Annotated in this window: 15 protein-coding genes and 1 riboswitch; of the genes, 3 read left to right on the top strand and 12 right to left on the bottom strand. The window is 45.2% G+C overall.

The genetic code is table 11. The features are described 5' to 3' along the window. Positions 1–41: 41 nt before the first annotated feature. Together malQ and CCZ37_RS18625 are read right to left on the bottom strand one after the other, a co-directional pair. On the bottom strand, positions 42–2,219 hold the full coding sequence (gene malQ / locus CCZ37_RS18620; RefSeq protein WP_094502052.1) for a 4-alpha-glucanotransferase: 2,178 nt from the start codon (positions 2,217–2,219) through the stop codon (positions 42–44). Between the two features lie 100 nt (positions 2,220–2,319). Continuing rightward, positions 2,320–4,773, bottom strand: coding sequence for a glycogen/starch/alpha-glucan phosphorylase (locus CCZ37_RS18625; RefSeq protein WP_094502054.1), 2,454 nt, complete (start codon positions 4,771–4,773; stop codon positions 2,320–2,322). A gap of 586 nt (positions 4,774–5,359) precedes the next feature. On the opposite strand from CCZ37_RS18625, the gene malT reads away from it, so the two are divergent. Next, positions 5,360–8,068 (top strand): HTH-type transcriptional regulator MalT, encoded by a 2,709-nt coding sequence (gene malT / locus CCZ37_RS18630; RefSeq protein WP_010319014.1) that lies wholly within the window; start codon positions 5,360–5,362, stop codon positions 8,066–8,068. A gap of 62 nt (positions 8,069–8,130) precedes the next feature. Here the strand turns inward: malT and CCZ37_RS18635 are convergent, their stop codons facing one another. After that, positions 8,131–8,487, bottom strand: a complete 357-nt coding sequence (locus tag CCZ37_RS18635) for a YibL family ribosome-associated protein (RefSeq protein ID WP_026027197.1) — start codon at positions 8,485–8,487, stop codon at positions 8,131–8,133. 325 nt (positions 8,488–8,812) lie between these two features. Here CCZ37_RS18635 and CCZ37_RS18640 point away from each other — a divergent pair, with 325 nt between their 5' ends. Beyond that, on the top strand, positions 8,813–10,474 hold the full coding sequence (locus CCZ37_RS18640) for a methyl-accepting chemotaxis protein (protein WP_094502056.1): 1,662 nt from the start codon (positions 8,813–8,815) through the stop codon (positions 10,472–10,474). 137 nt (positions 10,475–10,611) lie between these two features. Here CCZ37_RS18640 and CCZ37_RS18645 read toward each other — a convergent pair whose 3' ends face one another. The 3 genes from CCZ37_RS18645 to CCZ37_RS18990 all read right to left on the bottom strand — a co-directional run bounded on the left by CCZ37_RS18645 (position 10,612) and on the right by CCZ37_RS18990 (position 12,489). Beyond that, positions 10,612–11,094 carry a YehS family protein gene (locus CCZ37_RS18645; RefSeq protein ID WP_010319778.1) on the bottom strand — a complete coding sequence of 161 codons (483 nt, stop codon included), beginning with the start codon at positions 11,092–11,094 and terminating at the stop codon, positions 10,612–10,614. 170 nt (positions 11,095–11,264) lie between these two features. Continuing rightward, positions 11,265–11,921 (bottom strand): 3,4-dihydroxy-2-butanone-4-phosphate synthase, encoded by a 657-nt coding sequence (gene ribB / locus CCZ37_RS18650; protein WP_094502058.1) that lies wholly within the window; start codon positions 11,919–11,921, stop codon positions 11,265–11,267. 92 nt (positions 11,922–12,013) lie between these two features. Then, a riboswitch (FMN riboswitch) is annotated at positions 12,014–12,170 on the bottom strand. Between the two features lie 181 nt (positions 12,171–12,351). Next, complete coding sequence (locus CCZ37_RS18990) at positions 12,352–12,489, bottom strand: hypothetical protein (protein ID WP_155815363.1); 138 nt, start codon at positions 12,487–12,489, stop codon at positions 12,352–12,354. 145 nt (positions 12,490–12,634) lie between these two features. On the opposite strand from CCZ37_RS18990, the gene CCZ37_RS18655 reads away from it, so the two are divergent. Further along, positions 12,635–14,533, top strand: coding sequence for an SgrR family transcriptional regulator (locus CCZ37_RS18655; RefSeq protein WP_094502060.1), 1,899 nt, complete (start codon positions 12,635–12,637; stop codon positions 14,531–14,533). Here the strand turns inward: CCZ37_RS18655 and CCZ37_RS18660 are convergent. The 6 genes from CCZ37_RS18660 to CCZ37_RS18685 form a co-directional block, all read right to left on the bottom strand. Continuing rightward, on the bottom strand, positions 14,530–15,945 hold the full coding sequence (locus tag CCZ37_RS18660; protein ID WP_094502062.1) for a coniferyl aldehyde dehydrogenase: 1,416 nt from the start codon (positions 15,943–15,945) through the stop codon (positions 14,530–14,532). The genes CCZ37_RS18655 and CCZ37_RS18660 overlap by 4 nt on opposite strands. Positions 15,946–15,966: 21 nt before the next feature. Further along, positions 15,967–16,449: an Lrp/AsnC family transcriptional regulator gene (locus CCZ37_RS18665; protein WP_094502064.1), complete on the bottom strand. Its 483-nt coding sequence runs from the start codon at positions 16,447–16,449 to the stop codon at positions 15,967–15,969. 221 nt (positions 16,450–16,670) lie between these two features. Continuing rightward, complete coding sequence (locus tag CCZ37_RS18670; RefSeq protein ID WP_094502066.1) at positions 16,671–18,560, bottom strand: methyl-accepting chemotaxis protein; 1,890 nt, start codon at positions 18,558–18,560, stop codon at positions 16,671–16,673. Between the two features lie 217 nt (positions 18,561–18,777). Beyond that, positions 18,778–19,005, bottom strand: a complete 228-nt coding sequence (locus tag CCZ37_RS18675) for a hypothetical protein (protein WP_013868195.1) — start codon at positions 19,003–19,005, stop codon at positions 18,778–18,780. A 215-nt stretch (positions 19,006–19,220) separates the two neighbouring features. Continuing rightward, positions 19,221–20,711, bottom strand: a complete 1,491-nt coding sequence (gene putP, locus CCZ37_RS18680) for a sodium/proline symporter PutP (RefSeq protein ID WP_010317301.1) — start codon at positions 20,709–20,711, stop codon at positions 19,221–19,223. A 68-nt stretch (positions 20,712–20,779) separates the two neighbouring features. Next, positions 20,780–21,478, bottom strand: a complete 699-nt coding sequence (locus CCZ37_RS18685; protein ID WP_010317300.1) for a 1-pyrroline-5-carboxylate dehydrogenase — start codon at positions 21,476–21,478, stop codon at positions 20,780–20,782. Position 21,479: the final 1 nt, after the last annotated feature.

The following is a 21,479-nucleotide window of genomic DNA, read 5'->3' on the forward strand; positions in this document are numbered from 1 at the left end:
AAGATAACACTAAGTCACATCAAGGTTTATTCAGTAAGTGATTATTTACTTACACTCGCTCGCACTTCCGTTAAACGTGCAGCAATGCGATTGACATTATCACGCGCAAATACTTCATCCAAATTCATTGAAAGTTTACGACGCCAGTTAGGGTACTCATTAACGGTGCCCGGAATATTAACGGGTTTATCCATTTCCAACCAATCTTCTAACTGAATACTTAACAAGGTCGATGCACCAGATGCAACGTGCAGTTGCAGCGCCTCACTTAAATATGAATCCATTGGAACAAGGCTTGCGTCGCGCCCCACACCCTCAGGCAAATAACCATGCCATGCCACCGAATCCAAAATGCCTTGTTTACATTTCAAACGATCCTCAAACAAGGTTTCGAGCTGAGCTTGATCCGGGTACAAACCAATTTCGCTGCCCATTTTGAGATCATCGCAATGCCAGAAACCACGCAACGTTGGCATATCATGTGTGCACAGTGCCGACATCGACTGAGCGGCGTAATGTTTCGGTGAGATAAAGCCGCCATCTTCTGCGGTTTCAAAGAAGAACACTTTATAAGAGTGAACACCCGCATCGGCTAAAATATCGATGATTTCATCAGGTACTGTGCCCAAATCTTCACCAATCACGCTGCATTGATGGCGGTGAGATTCCAACGCTAAAATCGCGAGCATATCTTGTACTGGGTAGTAGATGTAAGCACCCTTAGTGGCATTTTCACCTTTGGGTACCCACCATAAGCGCAGTAAACCAAGTACATGGTCAATACGCAGCGCACCACAATGTTTCATATTGGCGCGCAGCAGTTTGATATAAGCATCGTAAGCGGTTGCTTGTAAGACTTGTGGATTAAGCGGTGGTAAGCCCCAATTTTGCCCCAATGGCCCAAGAATATCCGGTGGTGCGCCAATGCTGGCGTCTAAAATCAAGTTACCGGCATCAGCCCAAGTTTCAGAGCCAGAATCAGCCACACCCACCGCAAGGTCGCGGTATAAGCCGACCGCCATGCCTTTCTCTTCCGCAAGTGCTTGGGCTTCATTAATTTGACCATCAGCAATCCACTGCAAGTACATGTATAAATGAACTTTATCTTGATTGTCCTCGATAAATTTCTGTACTGCACTGTTTTCAAACCGACGATATTTTTCAGGAAAAACCGGCCAACCCCATACATTCGGATCTTGGGCATGTAAATCGACATGCAGCGCATCGAATGCCGCTTGGTGCACTAAGCTCTCACCACCTTCTTCAACGAAATTCAAAAAGGCTTGTGCGCGATCGCTATTTTTATCTAAATGGCGTTTTTTAAATTCGGTGAACAGGAGTGGCAAGACACTCATTTTTAATGTTGCAACTTCGGTATAGTTTACCCAATGCGCTTCACGTACTTTCTGCAGACGTTGCTGAAACTCCGCACTGCCTACTTTTTGCTGCGCATCCGCACTCAAAGCAAATTCAGGCACTGAACTCACGTCAATGTATAAAATATTAAGCCAACGGCGTGACGATGGGCTGTAAGGACTCGCCCCTTCCGGGTTTGCAGGAAAGAGAGAATGAATCGGGTTAAGGCCGACAAAATCGCCGCCACGAGAAGCAATATCCGCCACTAACTGTTTTAAGTCACCAAAATCACCAATACCCCAGTTGTGCTGAGTACGCAGCGTGTAAAGCTGTACACTCGGGCCCCATAACTTTTTACCTTCGATAATAGGCGCTTGTTTGTAACAGGCTTTTGGCGTCACTATCAGCGTGAGCTCATACGGTGCTTTACGGCGTTTCCGTGTCACCAACAGTTTGTGATATCCCCATGCCAAATCGCTTGGCAATGCAAACACTAAAGGGCCACCCTCAGCGCGTTCATCACGAACGACTTGCGATTGAAGATAGCCTTCAAGTACCTCTCCTTGCTCGGTTTCTAAGCGCCAGTTAAATTCGCTTTCACGTGCGCTGGCACCTAGATAAAGTGGCACTTCTACCGTTTCACCTTCACGAATAACGAGAACAGGATCTAATACATCTTTCTTGTGTTTCTTTTCTGCTGATTTCAGCAGCGTTTCATCATTGGTTGTGTCATAGCCCAAAGACGCCAATAAGCGGATAATGGTTTCATCTTCCACTTTCGCTTCGTCGCCCCACGCGCTTATGTAGCTGTCGGCAATGTTCGCCATTGCCGCTACTTGTTTCAATGCGTTTAGTTGTTTCATCGCTTTCTCCGAAGGGACTTCTTTCCCCTTCAAATGGGTAGGGTTTTATTATAATGAGTCACATAGAGCCAAGGCACTAAGGCCTTGGCTTACTTGAAAATTAACGCTTAACGGTTTCTAATTTCCAGATATTGTCAACGTAGTCACGGATACTGCGGTCAGAGCTGAACTTACCCACCAACGCGGTGTTAAGAATCGCTTTCTTCGCCCAGCCAGCCTGGTCACGGTACTGCTTGTCCATCGCCTGATGCGCTTGTACATACGAGGCGAAATCAGCCAGCACTAGGTATGGATCACCACCATCAAGCAAGCTATCGAACGTGGCTTTCAATTTGCCCGGAGCGCCTGGGGTAAACTCTTCACCCACCAACAAATCCAGCGAAGCCTTAAGCAGCGGATCCGCATTGTAGTAATCATATGGGTTATAACCACTGGCTTTTAATGCTTCGACTCCGTCCACTTCCAAACCGAAGATGTAGATGTTGTCATCACCCACTTCCTCACGAATTTCCACGTTTGCACCATCCATCGTACCTATGGTTAAAGCACCATTTAGCGCCATTTTCATATTACCGGTACCAGATGCTTCTTTACCTGCGGTAGAAATTTGCTCGGATACATCGGCAGCAGGAATGATGATTTCAGCTATGCTCACACGGTAATCAGGAATGAAAACCACTTTTAGCTTGTTGCCAATGCGCGGATCGCTATTTACTTTTTCCGCAATTTTATTGATGGCGTAGATGATCTCTTTAGCTAGGTGGTAACCCGGTGCCGCTTTAGCCGCGAAGAACACCACGCGCGGCGTCATATCGAACGTTGGGTCATTCACTAAGCGATGATACAAAGAAAGAATATGTAACATATTCAAATGCTGACGTTTGTATTCATGCAAGCGTTTGATCTGCACATCAAAGATGGCATTGGTATCAAGCTCAATACCCATGTGCTCTGCGACCCAATCAGCCAAACGCTGCTTGTTGTGTTTCTTGACCGCCATAAACTCTTTTTGGAATTTCGCATCGTCCGCGTATTGAGCAATCTCTTCTAGCTGATCAAGGTGCGCTGGCCACTCAGTACCAATCTTGTCCGAAATAAGCGCAGACAAACCTGGGTTACAAAATTTCAGCCAGCGACGCGGCGTAATGCCGTTTGTTACGTTGTGCAAACGTGTTGGGTAAAGCTCGTGGAATTCTGGGAAAAGATCGCGTTTTACCAACTCCGAGTGCAGCGCCGCCACACCATTAACAGCGTAAGAGCCAACCACAGAAAGGTTTGCCATGCGCACTACGCGGTGGAAACCATCTTGGATGATGGAGAGTTTTTGCTGTTTCGACACATCACCCGGCCACTTAGCACGTACTTCTTGCAAGAAGCGGTGGTTGATTTCGTAAATGATTTCCATATGGCGAGGAAGCAGACGCTGGATCAACGACTCGCTCCACGTTTCGAGTGCTTCAGGCAGTAACGTATGGTTGGTATAAGCGAACGTTTTTGAGCTGATCGCCCATGCCTCATCCCAGCCCATGCCTTTCTCATCAATTAAGATACGCATCAATTCAGGAATGGAAATCGTTGGGTGAGTATCGTTTAGCTGAACGGTTTGATATTTAGGAAGATCCGCAATGGCATGACCCGCCGCCGCATGACGACGTAAAATGTCTCGCATTGACGCCGCACTGTGGAAATATTGCTGCATCAAACGCAGCGTCTTGCCTTTTTCGTGGTTATCATTTGGATAAAGCACTTTGGTAATGTTGCCCGCATCAATCAAAGCATGCTGCGCTTCAAAGTAGTTACCGTTGTTGAAATCCGCCAGTGAGAAAGGTGCAATCGCGCGGCACTCCCATAGACGCAATGGATACACCGTATCGCTTTCATAACCAACAATGGGTAAATCCCAAGGCATTGCTTGGACAAACATACCCGGAACCCAATGACGCTTTTCAACACCATTATCATTGATAACATCAACATGGCCGTAAAAACCAATCTCTTGTGCTAGGTGTGGTCGTGCCACTTCCCACGGGTAGCCTTCAACACAACGCCACGCATCAGGAGCTTCTTGTTGGTGGCCTTCATTAAAAGATTGCTTAAATAAACCATATTCATAATGTAAACCATAACCTACGGTTGGGTACTCTTGCGCAGCGCACGAATCCATGAAACATGCCGCAAGTCGTCCTAAACCACCATTGCCTAAGGATGGGTCGCGTTCTTCTTCTAATAAATCCGTTAGATTCTGGCCTAAACCAGCCATCGCTTCCGTGATTTGCTCATACAGACCCATGCTGATGAGGTTGTTGCCAGTTAAGCGGCCAATCAAGAACTCAAGTGATAAGTAGTTCAGACCCTTAGCGTTAACAATGCGCTGGTCTTGCTCAGTTTCGAGTAGATCAAACGTCGTTAGTTCAGCCAGTGCGCGCCCCATTGCGAGATACCATGAACGGCTATCTGCATTTTCAATGGTGGTTGCATAGGTAGCAGTCAGGTGTTTCTTTACGTTTTCTTGGAACGAGGCTTTATCAAACTTCTTCTGTTGCGTAGGTTTCATTAGCGAAATCTCACTTAGTCGTTTTAATTCATCTTCAGCATATCGTGCATCAGCTACGCAAGGTCGGCATCCTCCTAAAAATGACCTCGTTTAGGAGGAGGGCTCAGGGCGTAGAGAGCGAGCACCAGAGTCGCAGTGATCTATCTCTCATTCGTTGCACATAGCGGTTCATAAGCAGTGATTGTGATCACATCACCTTGCTCACTAGCCTAAATACTGCTCATGACGCTCAGGTTTCGATCAGGAATATCAATCTCTCAATATGAGAATTGGCTCTCAAAAAAATGAGCTTCATTTACAAATCACATGAGATTTTGTACATGCTCAGTTTTTATATAGCGCATAACAAAGAAGTTTTAGTGATTAAAATCACAATTATGGGGCGTAGATGATAAGTAAATGTGAATCCTGCAAGAATCTCGGGATGGATCAATAAACGTGCGTCACGACATCAAGTAACATCCATACAAAATGAGTGATAGTTCACTTGTGAACTCCTAAATAATGATGCTCTTCTTACTAAGCACCTCCAAAGCTACGATCAGCTTTTAAGTCAGTAACAAGAACAATAAATGGAATCTGGAAGATGTGGATACCTTCTAAGCTTACTCGCCCCGGCCGCCTACACAACGCCATCGTTCGCCCACGTGTGTTAGAGCTGCTTGCCCAAGCACCTTGCTACAAACTCGTGCTATTTCGCTCGCCTGCTGGTTATGGAAAAACCACCATGGCAGCGCAATGGTTATCAGACAAGACCAATGTGGGTTGGTATAGCATCGATGAAAGCGATAATGATACGTTCCGATTTATCAACTACTTACTGCAAGCGATTAATAAAGCGACTCAGCAAAGTTGTCCAAATGCCCAAAAACTGGCCGAGCGACGCCAGTTCTCTTCTCTACATTCACTATTTAGTGAAGTGTTTTCGGAAATGTCTGGCTTTAACAAAGAGTGCTATGTGGTTCTCGATGATTACCATTTGATCGCCGATGACGATATCCATGAAGCGATGCGCTTTTTCCTCAAACACATGCCAGACAACCTAACGCTGGTCGTCACTAGCCGTGCCACTCCACCATTAGGCACGGCCAACTTGCGCGTACGCGATTTGATGATCGAAATTGGTAACGAGCTACTCGCCTTTGATACCGAAGAAACAACACGCTTCTTTAATCAACGGGTCTCTGATGGCGTGGATGATGATACTGCCAACAACTTGTGCACCTATGTCGAAGGCTGGCCCTCCGCACTGCAATTGATTGCCTTACAAGCACAGCACCAAAAGCGCACGTTGGCGCAAACAGCGGAGTCAGTATCGCAATTTAATCATGCACATTTATGGGATTATTTAGTTGAGGAAGTGTTTGATCTGCTGGATAAAGAAACGCGCCAATTTTTGATGCAATGCTCAGTGCTCGATCACTTTAATGACGTGTTAGTCTCTGCACTCACCAAACGTGACGACGCGCTGAGCATGATTGAGTCGCTCAACCGCTATGGTTTATTCATTTATCCATTGGAAGGTGAGCACAACTGGTACCGGTTCCACAACTTATTTGCGGAATTCCTCTCTCATGAACGCTTGGCTCGCATCCCGCAGCAGGAGCAAGATCTGCATCGTGCCGCCGCGTACGCTTGGTTGCAAGAAGCTACTCCTCATCAAGCGTTGCGTCACGCCACGCTCGCCAACGATACTGACTTACTCGCTACTATCTTGACGCAATTTGGCTGGAAGATGTTCAACCAAGGCGAGCTTTTGGCTCTCGAAGAGGCCATTAACCAACTCTCCCCCACTCAGCTCTATCGCGAGCCTAAACTGTGTATGTTACAAGCTTGGCTGGCTCAAAGTCAGCACCGCTACTTTGACGTTGGGGATCTGCTGACTAAATCGACCAACGAGATGAAAGCGCTCAATGTTCAGCTCAGCACCAAAGAACAAGGCGAATTCAATGCCCTGCGTGCTCAAGTCGCGATCAACCAAAATGAGCCAGAAAAAGCCTTAGAGCTGGCGGAATTAGCGCTAAGCCAACTGGATCACACCGTTTACCGCAGTCGTATTGTCGCCACTTCAGTGGTCGGCGAAGTGAATCACGTGCTCGGTCAATTAAGCCGCGCCCTCTCGATGATGCAACAAACCGAAAAGCTGGCACGCCAGTATCAGGTTTACCACCAAGCGCTATGGGCATTACTACAGCAAAGCGAGATCTTGATTGCCCAAGGTTATGTGCAAGCCGCTTTTGAAGTGCAGGATATTGCCTTCAAATTAATTGAAGAGCAGCAATTACAGCAAGTGCCATTGCATGAATTCTTACTACGGATACGTGCCCAAATCCTGTGGTGCTGGAACCGCTTGGATGAAGCGGAAGAGTGCGCTTATAAAGGACTGCGCGTATTGGGCAACCACTCTCCCAGCAAACATCTGCACAGTTATTCTATGCTGGCGCGTATTGCTATTGGCCGTGGTGAACTCGATAAAGCGGGTAAGTTCATCGAACAAATACAGCACTTACTGAAACAATCGACTTATCACGTAGACTGGACAGCGAATGCTTCGCTCTCACTGATTCTATTTTGGCAAGCTCGTGGCAATGATGAAGCAATGTTGCAGTGGCTCAAGACCACCATTCGACCAGAAAAAGCGTGCAATCACTTTTCACAGCTTCAATGGCGCAATATTGCTCGAGTTCAGATTCACTTAGGTCATTTGGAAGATGCGACTCAAACTTTGACGTTTATGCAGCACGAAGCGCAAACTTATCAGTTGATTACAGACCTAAACCGTAATTTGATCCTCGAAGCCGTTCTAGCCACTACAGTCCATAACGAAGAAGTAGCGAAAGAAAAACTCAAGGAAGCGCTACAGTTAACCAATCAAACGGGCATGGTAGGTAACTTTTTAATCGACGGCTCGAAGATTGGCCACTTATTAGAAAAGCTCTCTAGCCGAGCTGAATTAGGCGATTTGGAACGCCACCGAGCACAACAGTTAATGAAGGAGATCTCGACCACTCAGCGCAGCCGATCAATCCATTTTGACGAGGATTTTGTTGAGAAGTTGGTGAATCACCCAAATATTCCCGAACTGGTTCGCACCAGCCCACTCACTCAACGTGAATGGCAAGTATTGGGGCTTATCTACTCTGGGTTTAGCAATGAACAAATTGCACAAGAGCTGGATGTCGCAGGAACCACTATCAAAACGCACATCCGCAACCTGTACCAAAAACTGAATATTGCTAACCGCAAAGAGGCAATCCACACCGCCGAGAATTTATTGCAACTTATGGGCTATTGAGTCGCAGGTATGATCAAAAAGAGCCAGATAATCTGGCTCTTTTCTGTCGTAAAAAATGACGGTTAGAAGGTTTTTGGGGCGAAACCAGTCATCACTTCTAAACGCAGCTCTTTGCCCATTGTTGTCATCGGGTGTACCACGATTAAACCTTTAACTGACTTTTTCAATTGACCTAAATCCGCTTGCTCTGCTTTGGTAAGTTCACGAGAAAATGGCATATCGAGCAAACTCTTACGCTCTTTGCTCACCGTATAATTTTGCTTGTGTTTTGCTTGGGCGAGCTTTTTCGTCAGTTGCTCTACTTCATCGGTAAATTTGCTGATCATTACTTGATCGCCACGACCTTTAGCCGCATCGAGCTTATGACGACACGTATCTAAACGGTTGTTGAGTTGTTGAATTTCATTTTTCAGGCTCATGGTCACTGGCTCTTTGAAAGTAAAGTGGGCGCGGAGTATATCACAGCCTATCTATACTCTAATATAGAAATTAAGCTTAAACCGGTGAAATGAAAGCCACTGGCAAGTCATAGAGGGCATAACAACTCTACTTAGCATTCCAATTTGACATAACACCCATTTTTCATATGAAAATATGCTCTTTGTAAGACGCGGTGCCGCAAACTTAGCTAAGCTGTGTTTATAACAGTGTTTATAACAGTGTTTATAACAGTGTTTATAACAACAAACATATCAATCGTCAGTTAAAGTACCAAGGCCGATAACATAACAACAGGAAATAACCATGAGCCTGACTATTCGCCAAAGACTCTACGTGCTATCCATTGTTCCGCTACTGATTATTTCGTTAAGTATGATGTATCTCAGTTTTTCAGAAACACAAAAACTGAATCACGAACAAATGACCGCCACCCGCGCTAGCATGATGGAGATGAAACAAAATGAGCTGCGTTCATATCTGCAAATTGCCGATACAGCGCTCAAATCACTCAAACAAAAGAACGCCCCCCTCAGTGAAGCCATCACCATACTGCGCGACATCGCGTTTGAAAATAGTGGCTATATCTTTGGCTACAATAGCAAAGGTGATCGACTACTACTGGGCCAAAGCAATGCTGGTTTAGGCGATAACTTTTGGAATATGCAAGACACACAGGGCAACTATTTAATCCAAGATTTAATCAAAAATGCCAAAGCAGATAAGTTCACTACCTACTATTTCCCCAAACCGGGAGAAAGCACGCCACTACCTAAATTGGCCTATTCCGCCTACTTGCCACAATGGGATTTAATGATAGGTACTGGCTTTTACACCGATGATATTGATGCCGTCATTGCCAATATGGAGGAGCTTGCTGCTGAAAATATGCAGAGTAGTTTGGTTAATATCGGTTTGATGAGCCTGATCATCATTCTTATCGTCGGGTTTTTCGCCATCATTTTAAACCGCAGTATTATGCGCCCTCTTGAACTATTTGATTTATCGATTCGCTCATTTGCCAGTGGTGACGCCGATTTAACCGCAAGAATGGAGAAATTCAATGCCCCTGAATTTGCCCAGTTAAGTGACAACTTCAATGCCTTTGTCTCCAGCTTACAAAGTATCATTGCGCGCGTGCACCAAGTTGGGCAACAGGTTGTGGATGAAACCAATGACATGACACAACGAGCACAACAAGTTGACGCCATTGCATCAGGGCAACGTGAAGAGACCGATCAAGTAGCGACAGCGATGACAGAAATGACCACGACTGCAACAGAGATCTCGAACAATGCCCATCATGCCGCTCAATCGGCAAAAGACGCCGACGACAATGCCAAGGATGCCCATGAGATTGTTGATTCGGCAGCAAAATCGGTACAGGATCTCGCCAAAGAGGTCGCTGAAGCGAGCCTTGTGATTTCAAAACTGGAAGGCGATGTGAAAAACATTTCGTCTCTACTTGCGGTTATCCAAGATATTGCGGAACAAACCAATCTACTGGCGTTAAACGCAGCTATTGAAGCGGCTCGCGCGGGCGAGCAAGGACGAGGATTTGCCGTGGTAGCGGATGAAGTCCGAAAATTAGCCAGCCGTACCCAAGACAGTACAGGGCAAATTCATGCCATGATCGGGCAACTGAAAAATGCCTCTGATGCCGCAGTTAAAGCGATGGATTCAAGCCAAAGCCGTAGCTTAAGCACCGTAGAAAAAGCCAATGCCGCATCGACAGCATTACAAAAAATTCAAGACTCTATTGCCACAATTATGGATATGAACGCACTGATCGCAACTGCAACAGAAGAGCAAAGTATTGTTGGGCAAGAGATATCAGAGCGTATTGTGGTGATCTCCGATCAAAGTAGTCAATCGGCTGAACTGGCTAATCAGAACCAAGCAGGTAGCCAACAGCTGAATAGCCGAGCCAACGAACTCTATGAGTTGGTGGACCGCTTTAAAGTTTAGCAAGAAGAGGTAAAACTGATACTCGTAAGCGTCAGAATGAAGATCGTTGATCACTAAGTAAAAAAGTAAAAAAGCCATGTCAACATGGCTTTTTTCAATAAAGAGATCCCTAATGACTTACAGGAGATTTCTTTGGTTTAATCGATTTTTTCTTGATATTCGCGTTTATCTTCTGGACGCAGTTGACGCTGAACACCCATTAAAAAGTTACGCAGGATCTGATCTTTACATTCACGGTAGTGTTTATTGTCAGGCTTGCGGAAAAACGCATTAAGCTCATGCTTACTTAAACGAAAATCGATGAAGGCTAATGTGTCTAAAATGTCTTCTGCTTTCATATCCAGCGCAATACGCAATTTCATGAAAATCATGTTATTGGTTAAGCGTGTTTCAGACTGAGGTTGTTCACCATCGCGTTTACCACGCTTTGTATTGATTAAGCCATTGAGAAATATCGCTAGATCCGCATCACTCAATACAGATTCCGTCTCTTTATTTAGCCAAGTAGTCACTTGTTCTTGAGTAACGCAGCCGTCCGCCGCCGCAAAAATCTCAACCATAGCTGAGTCTTTAAAATCAAAAGTGTAGCGAATACGGCGTAAAATATCGTTATTGGTCAAAATAGATCCTAGGGTTAGATTTCCAGTGCCATCAAGATGACAGACTGTGAAGAAATAGCACGCCACTGTAGCAGAAGAGCGATCAGCTACCTATCGATTTTATTAGATGTCGAATAATAGAGAAGATGGCGACTGACCCAAAGAAGCTTTACCTCTCTGGGCCATCGCAGTTAGGCTAATTTCAAATCAAATCTTGTTCGATACAACACCATATCTTCAATCGTTAATACGGGCATATTGTGTTTTTGCCCGAATGCAACGATCTCAGGTGTTTTGGCCATGGAACCGTCAGGATTGGTGAGTTCACACAATACGCCCGCAGGCATTAAACCCGCCATTTGCATAAGGTCAACCGTCCCTTCTGTATGCCCACGACGAGCCAAAACGCCCCCTGCTCGAGCGCGAAGTGGGAAGACATGGCCGGGGCGTGCAAGATCATCGGCTTTAGCATCAAAGCGAGCCGCGGTTTTTATTGTGGTGACACGGTCTTGCGCTGAAACGCCTGTGGTTACACCTGTTTTTGCTTCAATCGAAACCGTAAAAGCGGTTTGGTTTGCGCTATTGTTATGCATTACCATCGGGGGCAGTTGCAGTTGATTAGCCTGTTCATCGGTCAAACATAGGCAGACGATGCCACTGCATTCACGGATCATCAGTGCCATTTGTTGTGTGGTCAGTGACTCAACCGCATAAATGATATCGCCTTCATTTTCACGATCTTCATCATCAAGCAACAACACGCCTCGCCCTTCTTTAAGCGCAGACAGTGCGTTTTCAACACGAGTAATAGGGTCGCCAAATTTGGCAAGTAGAGATAGCTGATTCATGGTTTTACTCCTAAAAAATCACCAGAATCAGGGCTGCTATGAGGGATCAAATCCAAAACAAATTGCACCAGCTAGCGAACTAACTGGCGTCTCTTCATTCTCTCTCATCCGGACTATAACCGTCGGCTCTGGTTTTTCACCAGATCTGCTGACCTCGATACATCGAGCGCTCGCGGGCTCATCTGCCTTCTCAACTGAAAAAACAAACACACCGCCGGTGGGGAATTTCACCCCGCCCTGAGAATTTAAAATATAAATTGGCTTTAAAAAAGCGATGTCATGGTAGTCGTTTACGATAAAGATGAAAAGTAGGACGAAGAAAAAGTGATGTGCATCGAAAAGGAAAGGCATCCTGCAATTATGCAATTGGGGGTAACAGGAGCATAGCTAACTCAAAAGTTTAGGGTATGCAAGATGCCTTTATTGATGGTCACCAGTGGCATAAATGAATCAGAGCTAAAATCGCCATCACCTCTATAGGGTTACGTGATTTTTCTAAACGCTGGCGGTAATAGATCGCCAGCGGTGTTGGCTGTTTGGTGTCAGCCGTTATGGGGTCGTTCATCATTCACCTCCTCAGCTATCGATGCGTTGATTGTGAATCAAAACAAGGAATACAAAAACTGAGAATTTTTTATTTTTTAATTCCTCATATCATCGAAATTAGCCTTAAAACGATATTTAAAAACTAAAAATCAATAAATGAGGAACAAATGATCATTAATATTTCTTATTTAGTTCTTCATAAATTCGCTACTATACCCAAACAACTTGACCATCAAGGAGGGCAAAGCGCAAGGTCGTGCGAAGAACTGAACTGCCTATCTCTTCCCTTTAATCCAGAGGATTTGCGAGTGTCTGATCTTACTTTATTACGTTATTACACACGCCTGACCGTGCTTGGTGTGGGTCAAGAGATTAAAGTATCGTTAACACAGGTTGCAGAATATTTATTCACCTCACCGCGTCATGCACGAAATCTGGTGGCTAAAATGCAGCAACAAGGTTGGCTCAAGTGGCAACCCAAAGTCGGACGTAACCAACGCTCGATACTGCGCCTGAACCTCGATTTAGACACAATCAAACAAATGCTCGCGAAAGAGCAAATTTTGGCTGGGAAATATGAAAAAGCCTTAACCATACTGGATAATGATGAGGTAGTGTTTGGGCGTTTGTTGCAAAGTACTTCCGGCGCATCTATTCGCGAAGGTCGCTTACACATTCAACTGACGTATAAACGACCATTTGAACGGCTAGTGCCCCATCAAATACAACGTAGTAGTGAGCGATTTCTGCTCAGGCAAATCTATTGCTGCCTCATTCAGTGTGATGAACAAGGACGCTTTCATCCAGAATTAGCCCATCATTGGGAGTATGATGCGCAGCATTTTCAGTGGGTATTTTATCTTCGCCCCGGATTAGCGTTTCACGATGGCTCACCGATTGATGCTAATACGATCGTGAGTTTATTTGCCAAACTCTCTAGTTTGGAAGAGTACAAAAAAGAGCTCGCGCATTTGGTTGATGTAAGCGCACCACAACCACAAAAAGTAGTATTTTCTCTTAATCAATCTGATTTAGGATTTGCAGGGTTGCTCTCTGGCGTCAAATATTCAATTCAACCAGCCAGCCAAGTGAACAATGCATACTCCCCAATGGTGACAGGTTGTGGCCCATTTCAAGTTCAAGATCACTCACCTCACAAACTCATTTTAAGCGCATTTGACCAATTCTATGGCTGCCGAGCTTTAACGGATCACGTCACAATTTGGATTTTAAATGAAGACGAGTTGTACCCTCAAGGCATGCATATCAAACAAAAAAATCAGCAACAAAACATCTCTTGCCACCACGATGTAGAGCTGAGTAACGTTGAAGAACTGGCGATCATCACCTCTAATCAGTCATCAAGAGTGGAAGATGGCTGCATGTTTATTTTGTTCAATCAAGGTGCTCATTCACCTCTTAATGAAAATCAGAAACGCTACCTAGCTACCGAGATATCTGGAGAAAAACTAGAGCACTATTTAGCACAACAACCAACTAAGTTTGACGCAGTCGTTGCCAGTAACCTACTGCCAGTATGGCAACCTGTGGTGCGACCACCAGCGCCCAAAACAAACCTGCCAAATCAAATCTCGATTGCCGTCTATGACTACACGGTACTGATTCATTGCGCCTTCGGTGTGAAACATATTTTAGAGGAGATGGGGCTGACTGCTGCCGTCAACATTTACTCCTACCGAGAATTGAATTTTCTGGCCCAGCAAGGCAAATTGTACGAAACCATAGTTATCACCAATATTAATTTAGATGACAATCGGCATTTCAGTGCATTTAGCCACTTATTTGGCAACCCAATGTTGCACCATTGCATTGGCCCCGCAGAGAGCCAATGGCTGCTCAAAGCGTTAATCGACATTCGATCAACGACACCATTGACACACTACCTTATCGCGTTGGAACCGCTAGCATCGAGTTTGATCAACGAATACTGCCTCGTCCCTTTGTTCCACCATAAGCAAACATTACGTTTTCAGGGGGTGCTCAAAGATGTTGCACTGACCAACTGGGGATGGCCTGATATTAAAAATGTGTGGTCCATTGATTAGCGAATAAATAGCCTGCGTAATATTGCCAGCATCACTAAACGATAACGCAGCATCCACTGGCTACGTGGCAACCAACGCTTAGAAAACAATACGGTTTTGGCGTGTGAAAAGGTCTTAAAACCTTCAATCCCGTGATAGTGCCCAACCCCAGAATCGCCAATACCGCCAAAGGGGGCATCATCGGCGGCCACATGCAACAGAGTATCGTTCACAGCTAGGCCACCACTATGCGTTTGTGTACTAACCTGTTTGATCACCTCGTGATCATCACTCATTAAATATAAAGCTAACGGACGTGGGCGAGCGTTGATATAAGCTATCGCTTCATCCAAACTGTGATAGCTCAATATCGGCAATATGGGGCCAAATATCTCATGTTGGGATAACAACATATCAACCTTCACATTCGTCACTAAGCAAGGCAAAAATTGATACGTTCCCGCTTTTGCATCGCCTTCTACGGGATGCAATGTGGCCCCTTTTTGTTTAGCATCGTCTAAGTATTGTTGCAGCCTATCAAACTGAGTTTGATTAATAATATGTGACGTATCATAGCCATCTTTAGTGGAAAAATAGCGCTTAAAGCGTTGCAGATAGAGCTCCACAAAGGCTTGTTGTTTGCCTTCCGGCAGTAAAACATAATCAGGAGCAACACAGATCTGCCCTGCATTGATGGCTTTGCCAAGCATGATGTTATCAACGCTACGCGCAAGGTCAGCATCAGGTGCAATGATCACGGGGGATTTCCCGCCAAGCTCTAACGTTACTGGTGTTAGGTTTTTCGCAGCCGCTTGGGCAACCAATTTACCTACCGGTGTTGACCCCGTAAATAACAGATGATCAAAGGGTAACGCACTGAACTGTGCGGCAACGTCAGCCCCACCTTCTACAGTATCAACCGCTTCATCGACCGTCGCAAAAATACGCATCAACACTTGGTTGGTGCAGGGCGTATATTCGCTCAATTTGACCATAGCGCGATTACCTGCTGCCAATGCGGTGACTAATGGAGCCATACTGAGCACGATAGGAAAATTCCAAGGTACAATCACCCCCACAAGACCCAAGGGTTGATAGTGAACGCTCACTGTCGACGGCAGTAATAGCCAACCTGCATGACGCGATTGCGATTTTGTCCACGATTTGAGGTGTTTTAGCGTGTAATTAATGTGTGAAACGGCCGGTAGCAGATCGCAAACCGTACTATCAAAGCGACTTCGATAACCATAATCCCGATTTAAGGCCTCAACGAGCGCGGCCTGTTCACTGAGTAACGCAGTTTTTAAGCACTGCAACCAAATACGTCTTTGCTCAAGGCTAGGATATGGCTCTACTATTGTCTGTTGTTTTAATCTAGTAAAAAGTGTCGTAACGTCTTTAGTTAAGGGCTGTTGCTGTTCTGTTTCTTGCACCGTATTTCACCTCATTCGCAGCTAAGGCAGCGTCTTGGAAATGAGCTCAGGATTAATGCCAAAGCTGGCTTTATGTTCTTCAATCACAAATTCACTGCGCGTTTGAATCACTCCCGGCAATGTACCCAACTTGCCAGACATAAAACTTTGGTAGGCTTTCATATCTTTCACTCTCACTTTGATCATGGTGTCAAAATCACCGGACAATGAATAACATGCTTCAATTTCTGGGATGTCCGCCACTGCTTGTGAAAAACGCTCAAAAATAGAGAAACTGGTTTGATCCAATCGAATATGAATGAACACTTGTACATCCAGACCTAACTTTTCTGGGCTCAGTTCTGCATGGTAGCCTTTGATATACCCTTCCTTTTCTAAGCGTTTGACACGATCAGAACAAGGAGATGTGGTTAAATTCACCAACTTTGCCAGCTCAACAACGGGAAGCCGTCCTTTACTGTGCAAAATGCGTAAAATCTGTTGGTCGATGCGGTCTAGGCTCATGGTTTTGCACGGCGCTCTAAAAAAAGTGATATGGCATACAATAATGGCTTACAGCGTTAAACCAACCTATCATCACAAGGCATTGTGATATAAATCACATAGAATAGGGGAACGTTATAATAAAAAGACTGAGGAGAAAAAAGGAAAAGAAAGTGAGCAAGCACCCACTTTCTTGGTTGTAATCTATTTATCGCCTCTTTACTTTGAGTACGTTGAGATGATTACAGTTTGAAACGAGAAATTTCTTTATCTAACTCATTGGCTAAACGGTGCATTTCATGAGCTTGTTGCACTGCATTTTGCGCATCACTGGCGAGTTGGTCGCTGACTTCACGTACCGATTCGGTGTTGCCATTAATATCCGCTGTCACCAAAGATTGCTCTTCTGCTGCTGATGCAATTTGTGTCGCCATATCACTGATCATCTGAATGGCTTCGCTGATTGCGTGTAAGCTTTCTCCTGTATGGTTCACATCTTGCACACTTGTTTCGACCAGTTTATGACTTTCCGTCATGACAGAAACCGCATTGGTCGTTACTTTTTGCAAACCGGAAATTTTAGACTGGATCTCCTCGGTAGAGGCATGAGTACGCTGAGAAAGCACTCGGACTTCATCAGCTACAACGGCAAAGCCACGACCTTGCTCTCCGGCGCGCGCCGCTTCAATCGCCGCATTCAAGGCCAACAAATTTGTCTGCTCTGCAATCGAGCGAATGGTCGACAGAATGGTTGAAATCTCATTAGCGTGCACTTCTAATTCACCAATGATGCCCACAGCACTGCTAAGCTCTTGTGCTAACTGATTGATTGACTGTTTACTTTGTTGCATCTGGCGATAGCCTTGTGCGCCAAGCTCAACCGATTCATTGGCATTTTTAGCGGTATTATCAGCATTGCCCGCGATTTCAGCGGTCGCAGACGCCATTTCAGTGACCGCAGTTGCAACCATAGTAATTTCATCTTGTTGAGTGCGAATCCGCTCACTACGTTGACTGGCTGAGCTCGCGGCCTGTGTCGCTCCTTGGTTAAGGGAGACGGAAACATCACGCACGCTTTGCACCATGACATGGATGCGATCGACAAATTTATTGAACTTATCCGCTAAGATACCGACTTCATCATCGCTGTGAACGGCTAAACGACGGGTTAAATCGCCATCACCTTCGGCGATATCTGACAAAGCTTGAGCAATATTACTCAACTCATTCAACTGACGAGCGACGAACCATGAGGTCGCTAATGCCAAGATCACTAAAATCATCAAGCCAATCAAGCTCTGTTTCAACAGCATGTCATTGAGTGGCTGTTCAAGAACCGTTTTGTCCATCACCATGACCAACAGCCAGTCAGTATGTTCAATACTTTGCGCCATCAATACTTTGGCCTGACCATCAATATCAACAAAGAGTGGTAATTGAGAATTTGCCGCCTCTGATATGCTTTGAATGGTCAGTTGTGAGGCCATTTCTTGGGTAGGTTTTAAAATAAGATCTTGATTGGGATGGGCAACAATTAGCCCCTTGGTATTCACCAAAATAGCATTGCCCTTCCCAGGAACCTCAATGGCTAAGACGTCCTTGATCAATTTACCCAAAGCTAAATTGGAAGCGGCGACGCCAATCAGTTGGCCATTTTGACGGACAGGTTCTGCCAATGTCACCACTAAGGTTTGCATGGTAACGCTGACGTAGGGGGCGGTTGTGATCGGTTTACCCGCGACTTTGGCTTCTTTATACCAACCACGCTCACGAGGATCATAACCATTTTGGTTACGCGATCCGTCATTGCGGATCATATCGCCCTGTTCATTACCGTAATAACTCAGCCCAAACTCACCAGACTCCAAGGTTTGGCGTAGGTGAGGAACAATGTCTAATTGTGGATTACGCTCGATTTCGTTTTTTAATCCTAGCAGCGTTTTTTGTTTGCCATTAAACCAGTCACCAATCCCTTTTGCATGAGCCTGTAATGTATTACGCGCTTCACTCTCAATCGCTCTCCAGCTGTCGGTTTTAAAGGTTTGATAGCCAACCATAACCAATGCAGCGGCTGTCAATGTAATAGCAGCAACCACAGAGAACACCATTTTTCTCTTTAAACTCAATTGCATTGCAATGCTCCTTGAAGCTTGTTCACCAAAGTAATGGGCTTGAGAATATTACAACTATGGATTATTACTTTGCCTAAGTTCCCAATACTTGACACTCGTGCAATAGAACGGTGGTGAATGTGCACTAAATCAAACTTAGTCAGCCGAATAAAAGCAAAATTATCTTTTGAGCGAGAGGCGCACTACGCCAAAAACCTTAGCGCAGTGCTGGAAGTATTTAGAGAACGCGGACGCGTGAGAAGTCAGTGTGGCTTAATGTTGATGGGTGATTACATACTCGGCAAAAACCTTGCTTTTCCATTTTGTAATGAGGTTCACCTTGTATAATGAGCGCAAAAAACTTTTGAACACCTTGCCATGTTGAACAAGGTTCTGACTGACAGCGCTTCATCACGACTTTATGCGGTGTCTCTTTACGACAACAGGTGCAATAAGCTTTTGACATGGTCCAATAATCCCTACAATTTGCATCATTATTGATAATTGACACATTTTGCGCCTACAGGTTCATTTTTCTCAAACTTTAGTGTGTGTTTCGTGAGCTATCTTCAAAAAACGTCCATCCCAATCTCCTTATTTTCTGCTAAGCACACTACACAATCTAACCTATACAAAAAAGCCCCTCAGAAAGGGGCTAGTTATTGAACAACGGTATGAATATCAATCTAGTTCAACCAGCTGCTTTTTAAAGGTCACGTGCTGCGCTTGTACGCTCTCTTCAGGTTCATCTGTCGCTAAGCTCACCACAAGAATCGCAATTGTCGAGAGAATGATCCCAGGAACAATTTCATACACATCAAACCAACCGCCGGACAGTTGTTTCCAAACCACAATTGTAACGCCACCAACAATAATGCCGGCTAGTGCGCCATTACGGTTCATTCGAGACCAATAAAGGCTCAATACAACTGCAGGACCAAATGCAGCGCCAAAACCTGCCCATGCATACGAAACCAAGCCAAGCACGGAACTATCTGGCGTCATAGCCAGCACTAACGCCACGATCGAAATTAGAATCACTGCAAATCGGCCAACACGAACAATCTCCTCCGAGGTAGCTTCTTGTTTGATAACTTGCTTGTAAAAATCTTCCGCTAACGCAGAGGAAGAAACTAATAATTGCGAGTCCGCGGTACTCATAATCGCCGCAAGAATAGCCGCAAGCAAAATACCAGCAATGACTGGATGGAAAATGGCATTCACTAGTAGCATGAATATTTTTTCACCATCTGCCAGCTCTAGCGAACCAGTATTGGTAACATAAACAAGCCCAACCAAGCCAACTAATAAGGCTCCCGCCATGGATAAACCGGTCCAAATGACCGCAATACGACGTGCTGTGGTGAGGTCTTTATTTGAGCGAGAAGCTTTGAAACGCGCCAAAATATGCGGTTGACCAAAATAACCAAGCCCCCATGCTACTAATGAGATGATGGCAATAGCGGTTAACGGTTCACCTTTTGCGTCATACCATAACGTCAATAAGTTAGGGTTAATCGCCGAAAGATCCTGACCCAGTTGACTCACTCCGCCGTTGATTGCTGCGATAGGAACGATCATCAATGCGGCCGCCATTAATAGGCCTTGCACTAAGTCAGTCCAAGAAACGGCTAAAAATCCACCAAACAGTGTGTAGGAGACCACACAAATGGTGCCAATAATAACCGCGGTTGAATAATCTAAACCAAATACCGTTTCAAATAATTTACCGCCAGCCACAAGGCCAGAACTGGTATAAAAGAGGAAGAACAGCAAAATAAAGAAGGCTGAAATGGTTTGAATCAGTTTAGATTTATCATTAAAACGGCGTGATAAAAATTCAGGTAATGTTAATGAATCTGTCGTGATGCTATAAGTGCGCAAGCGCTTAGCATTCACTAACCAGTTAGCCCATGTGCCCAATAATAAGCCACCCGCTAGCCAGAAAGCCTCAATACCAGCGGCGTACGCGTAACCAGGTAAACCGAGCAATAACCAACCGCTCATATCAGATGCACCCGCCGATAAAGCCGCAGGCCAAGGGCCCAGTGATCGCCCTCCTAAGAAATAATCTGCGGAGTTCTTCGTTCGCAGATACGCTGCCACACCAATAGCCAGCATCAAAATAAGATACAGGATAAAGGTGGTTGTAATAGCAAAGCTATTTTCCATTGTGTTTGTCCTCTTTAAAAGATCGCCTTCCATGTCCTCTTCCGAAGAAGAGGATAAAACAGAAAGGATTAATGGGTTTCGCTACCAAGCTCAAGCAAGGTCGCATTACCACCCACTGCTGTTATATTTATTGTGCGAGTACGCTCGGTAATAAAGCGCAACGATAAGTGAGGATCATGAGCCACGGGGATCGCGCTCAAGTCCGTTTCAGAAACTAGGCTGACAATCGCACCATTACGATCAGCTAGCTGACGGTTGAGGCTACGCTCAACCGAGGTGTTCCCAACGTAACCTACACTTCGAACGTCCGACGCCATCAAGGGATGATAAGCATCAAAAGACGTAAACTGAATGAGATTAGTAGGGAGTGTTGACTGCTCAAATGCCGCTTGCAGTGTTCGAATCAACATCGCATCGTCACTACATAAGACGACGCTATTGCCTGCCACAAGAGCGGCACAAAGCTGAGCTGCCACCGCCTGCTGCGCTTTATCACTGTGTTCACCTTGGATGATCACAGCCACGCCCCGACCTGCGGTGTATAGCTCATTGGTTTCTCCAGTAGGGCCGATCAATTGGTGCGAATACGCCAACAACGCCGATGCCTGATGAAGATGGTAAGAAATCACTGTTGCCAGTTGTGGCATAGCGCTTTCTAGTAGATTTTTAAATGAAAGTAAGCACTCACATTTAGAATCAAAATCGGTGATATTCCAATTTTCCCATGCTGAAAAAGCGTCAGAAAAACGTGTTACTTGATGAACCATG

It is taken from the genome of Vibrio qinghaiensis, assembly GCF_002257545.1.
Taxonomy (GTDB): domain Bacteria; phylum Pseudomonadota; class Gammaproteobacteria; order Enterobacterales; family Vibrionaceae; genus Vibrio; species Vibrio ordalii.

Excerpts from the sequence above, each read along its gene's own strand:
- malQ (WP_094502052.1), bottom strand. The coding sequence starts at position 2,219 with ATGAAACAACTAAACGCATTGAAACAAGTAGCGGCAATGGCGAACATT.
- CCZ37_RS18625 (WP_094502054.1), bottom strand. The coding sequence starts at position 4,773 with ATGAAACCTACGCAACAGAAGAAGTTTGATAAAGCCTCGTTCCAAGAA.
- malT (WP_010319014.1), top strand. The coding sequence starts at position 5,360 with ATGTGGATACCTTCTAAGCTTACTCGCCCCGGCCGCCTACACAACGCC.
- CCZ37_RS18635 (WP_026027197.1), bottom strand. The coding sequence starts at position 8,487 with ATGAGCCTGAAAAATGAAATTCAACAACTCAACAACCGTTTAGATACG.
- CCZ37_RS18640 (WP_094502056.1), top strand. The coding sequence starts at position 8,813 with ATGAGCCTGACTATTCGCCAAAGACTCTACGTGCTATCCATTGTTCCG.
- ribB (WP_094502058.1), bottom strand. The coding sequence starts at position 11,921 with ATGAATCAGCTATCTCTACTTGCCAAATTTGGCGACCCTATTACTCGT.
- CCZ37_RS18990 (WP_155815363.1), bottom strand. The coding sequence starts at position 12,489 with ATGATGAACGACCCCATAACGGCTGACACCAAACAGCCAACACCGCTG.
- CCZ37_RS18655 (WP_094502060.1), top strand. The coding sequence starts at position 12,635 with ATGATCATTAATATTTCTTATTTAGTTCTTCATAAATTCGCTACTATA.
- CCZ37_RS18665 (WP_094502064.1), bottom strand. The coding sequence starts at position 16,449 with ATGAGCCTAGACCGCATCGACCAACAGATTTTACGCATTTTGCACAGT.
- CCZ37_RS18670 (WP_094502066.1), bottom strand. The coding sequence starts at position 18,560 with ATGCAATTGAGTTTAAAGAGAAAAATGGTGTTCTCTGTGGTTGCTGCT.
- CCZ37_RS18675 (WP_013868195.1), bottom strand. The coding sequence starts at position 19,005 with ATGTCAAAAGCTTATTGCACCTGTTGTCGTAAAGAGACACCGCATAAA.
- putP (WP_010317301.1), bottom strand. The coding sequence starts at position 20,711 with ATGGAAAATAGCTTTGCTATTACAACCACCTTTATCCTGTATCTTATT.
- CCZ37_RS18685 (WP_010317300.1), bottom strand. The coding sequence starts at position 21,478 with ATGGTTCATCAAGTAACACGTTTTTCTGACGCTTTTTCAGCATGGGAA.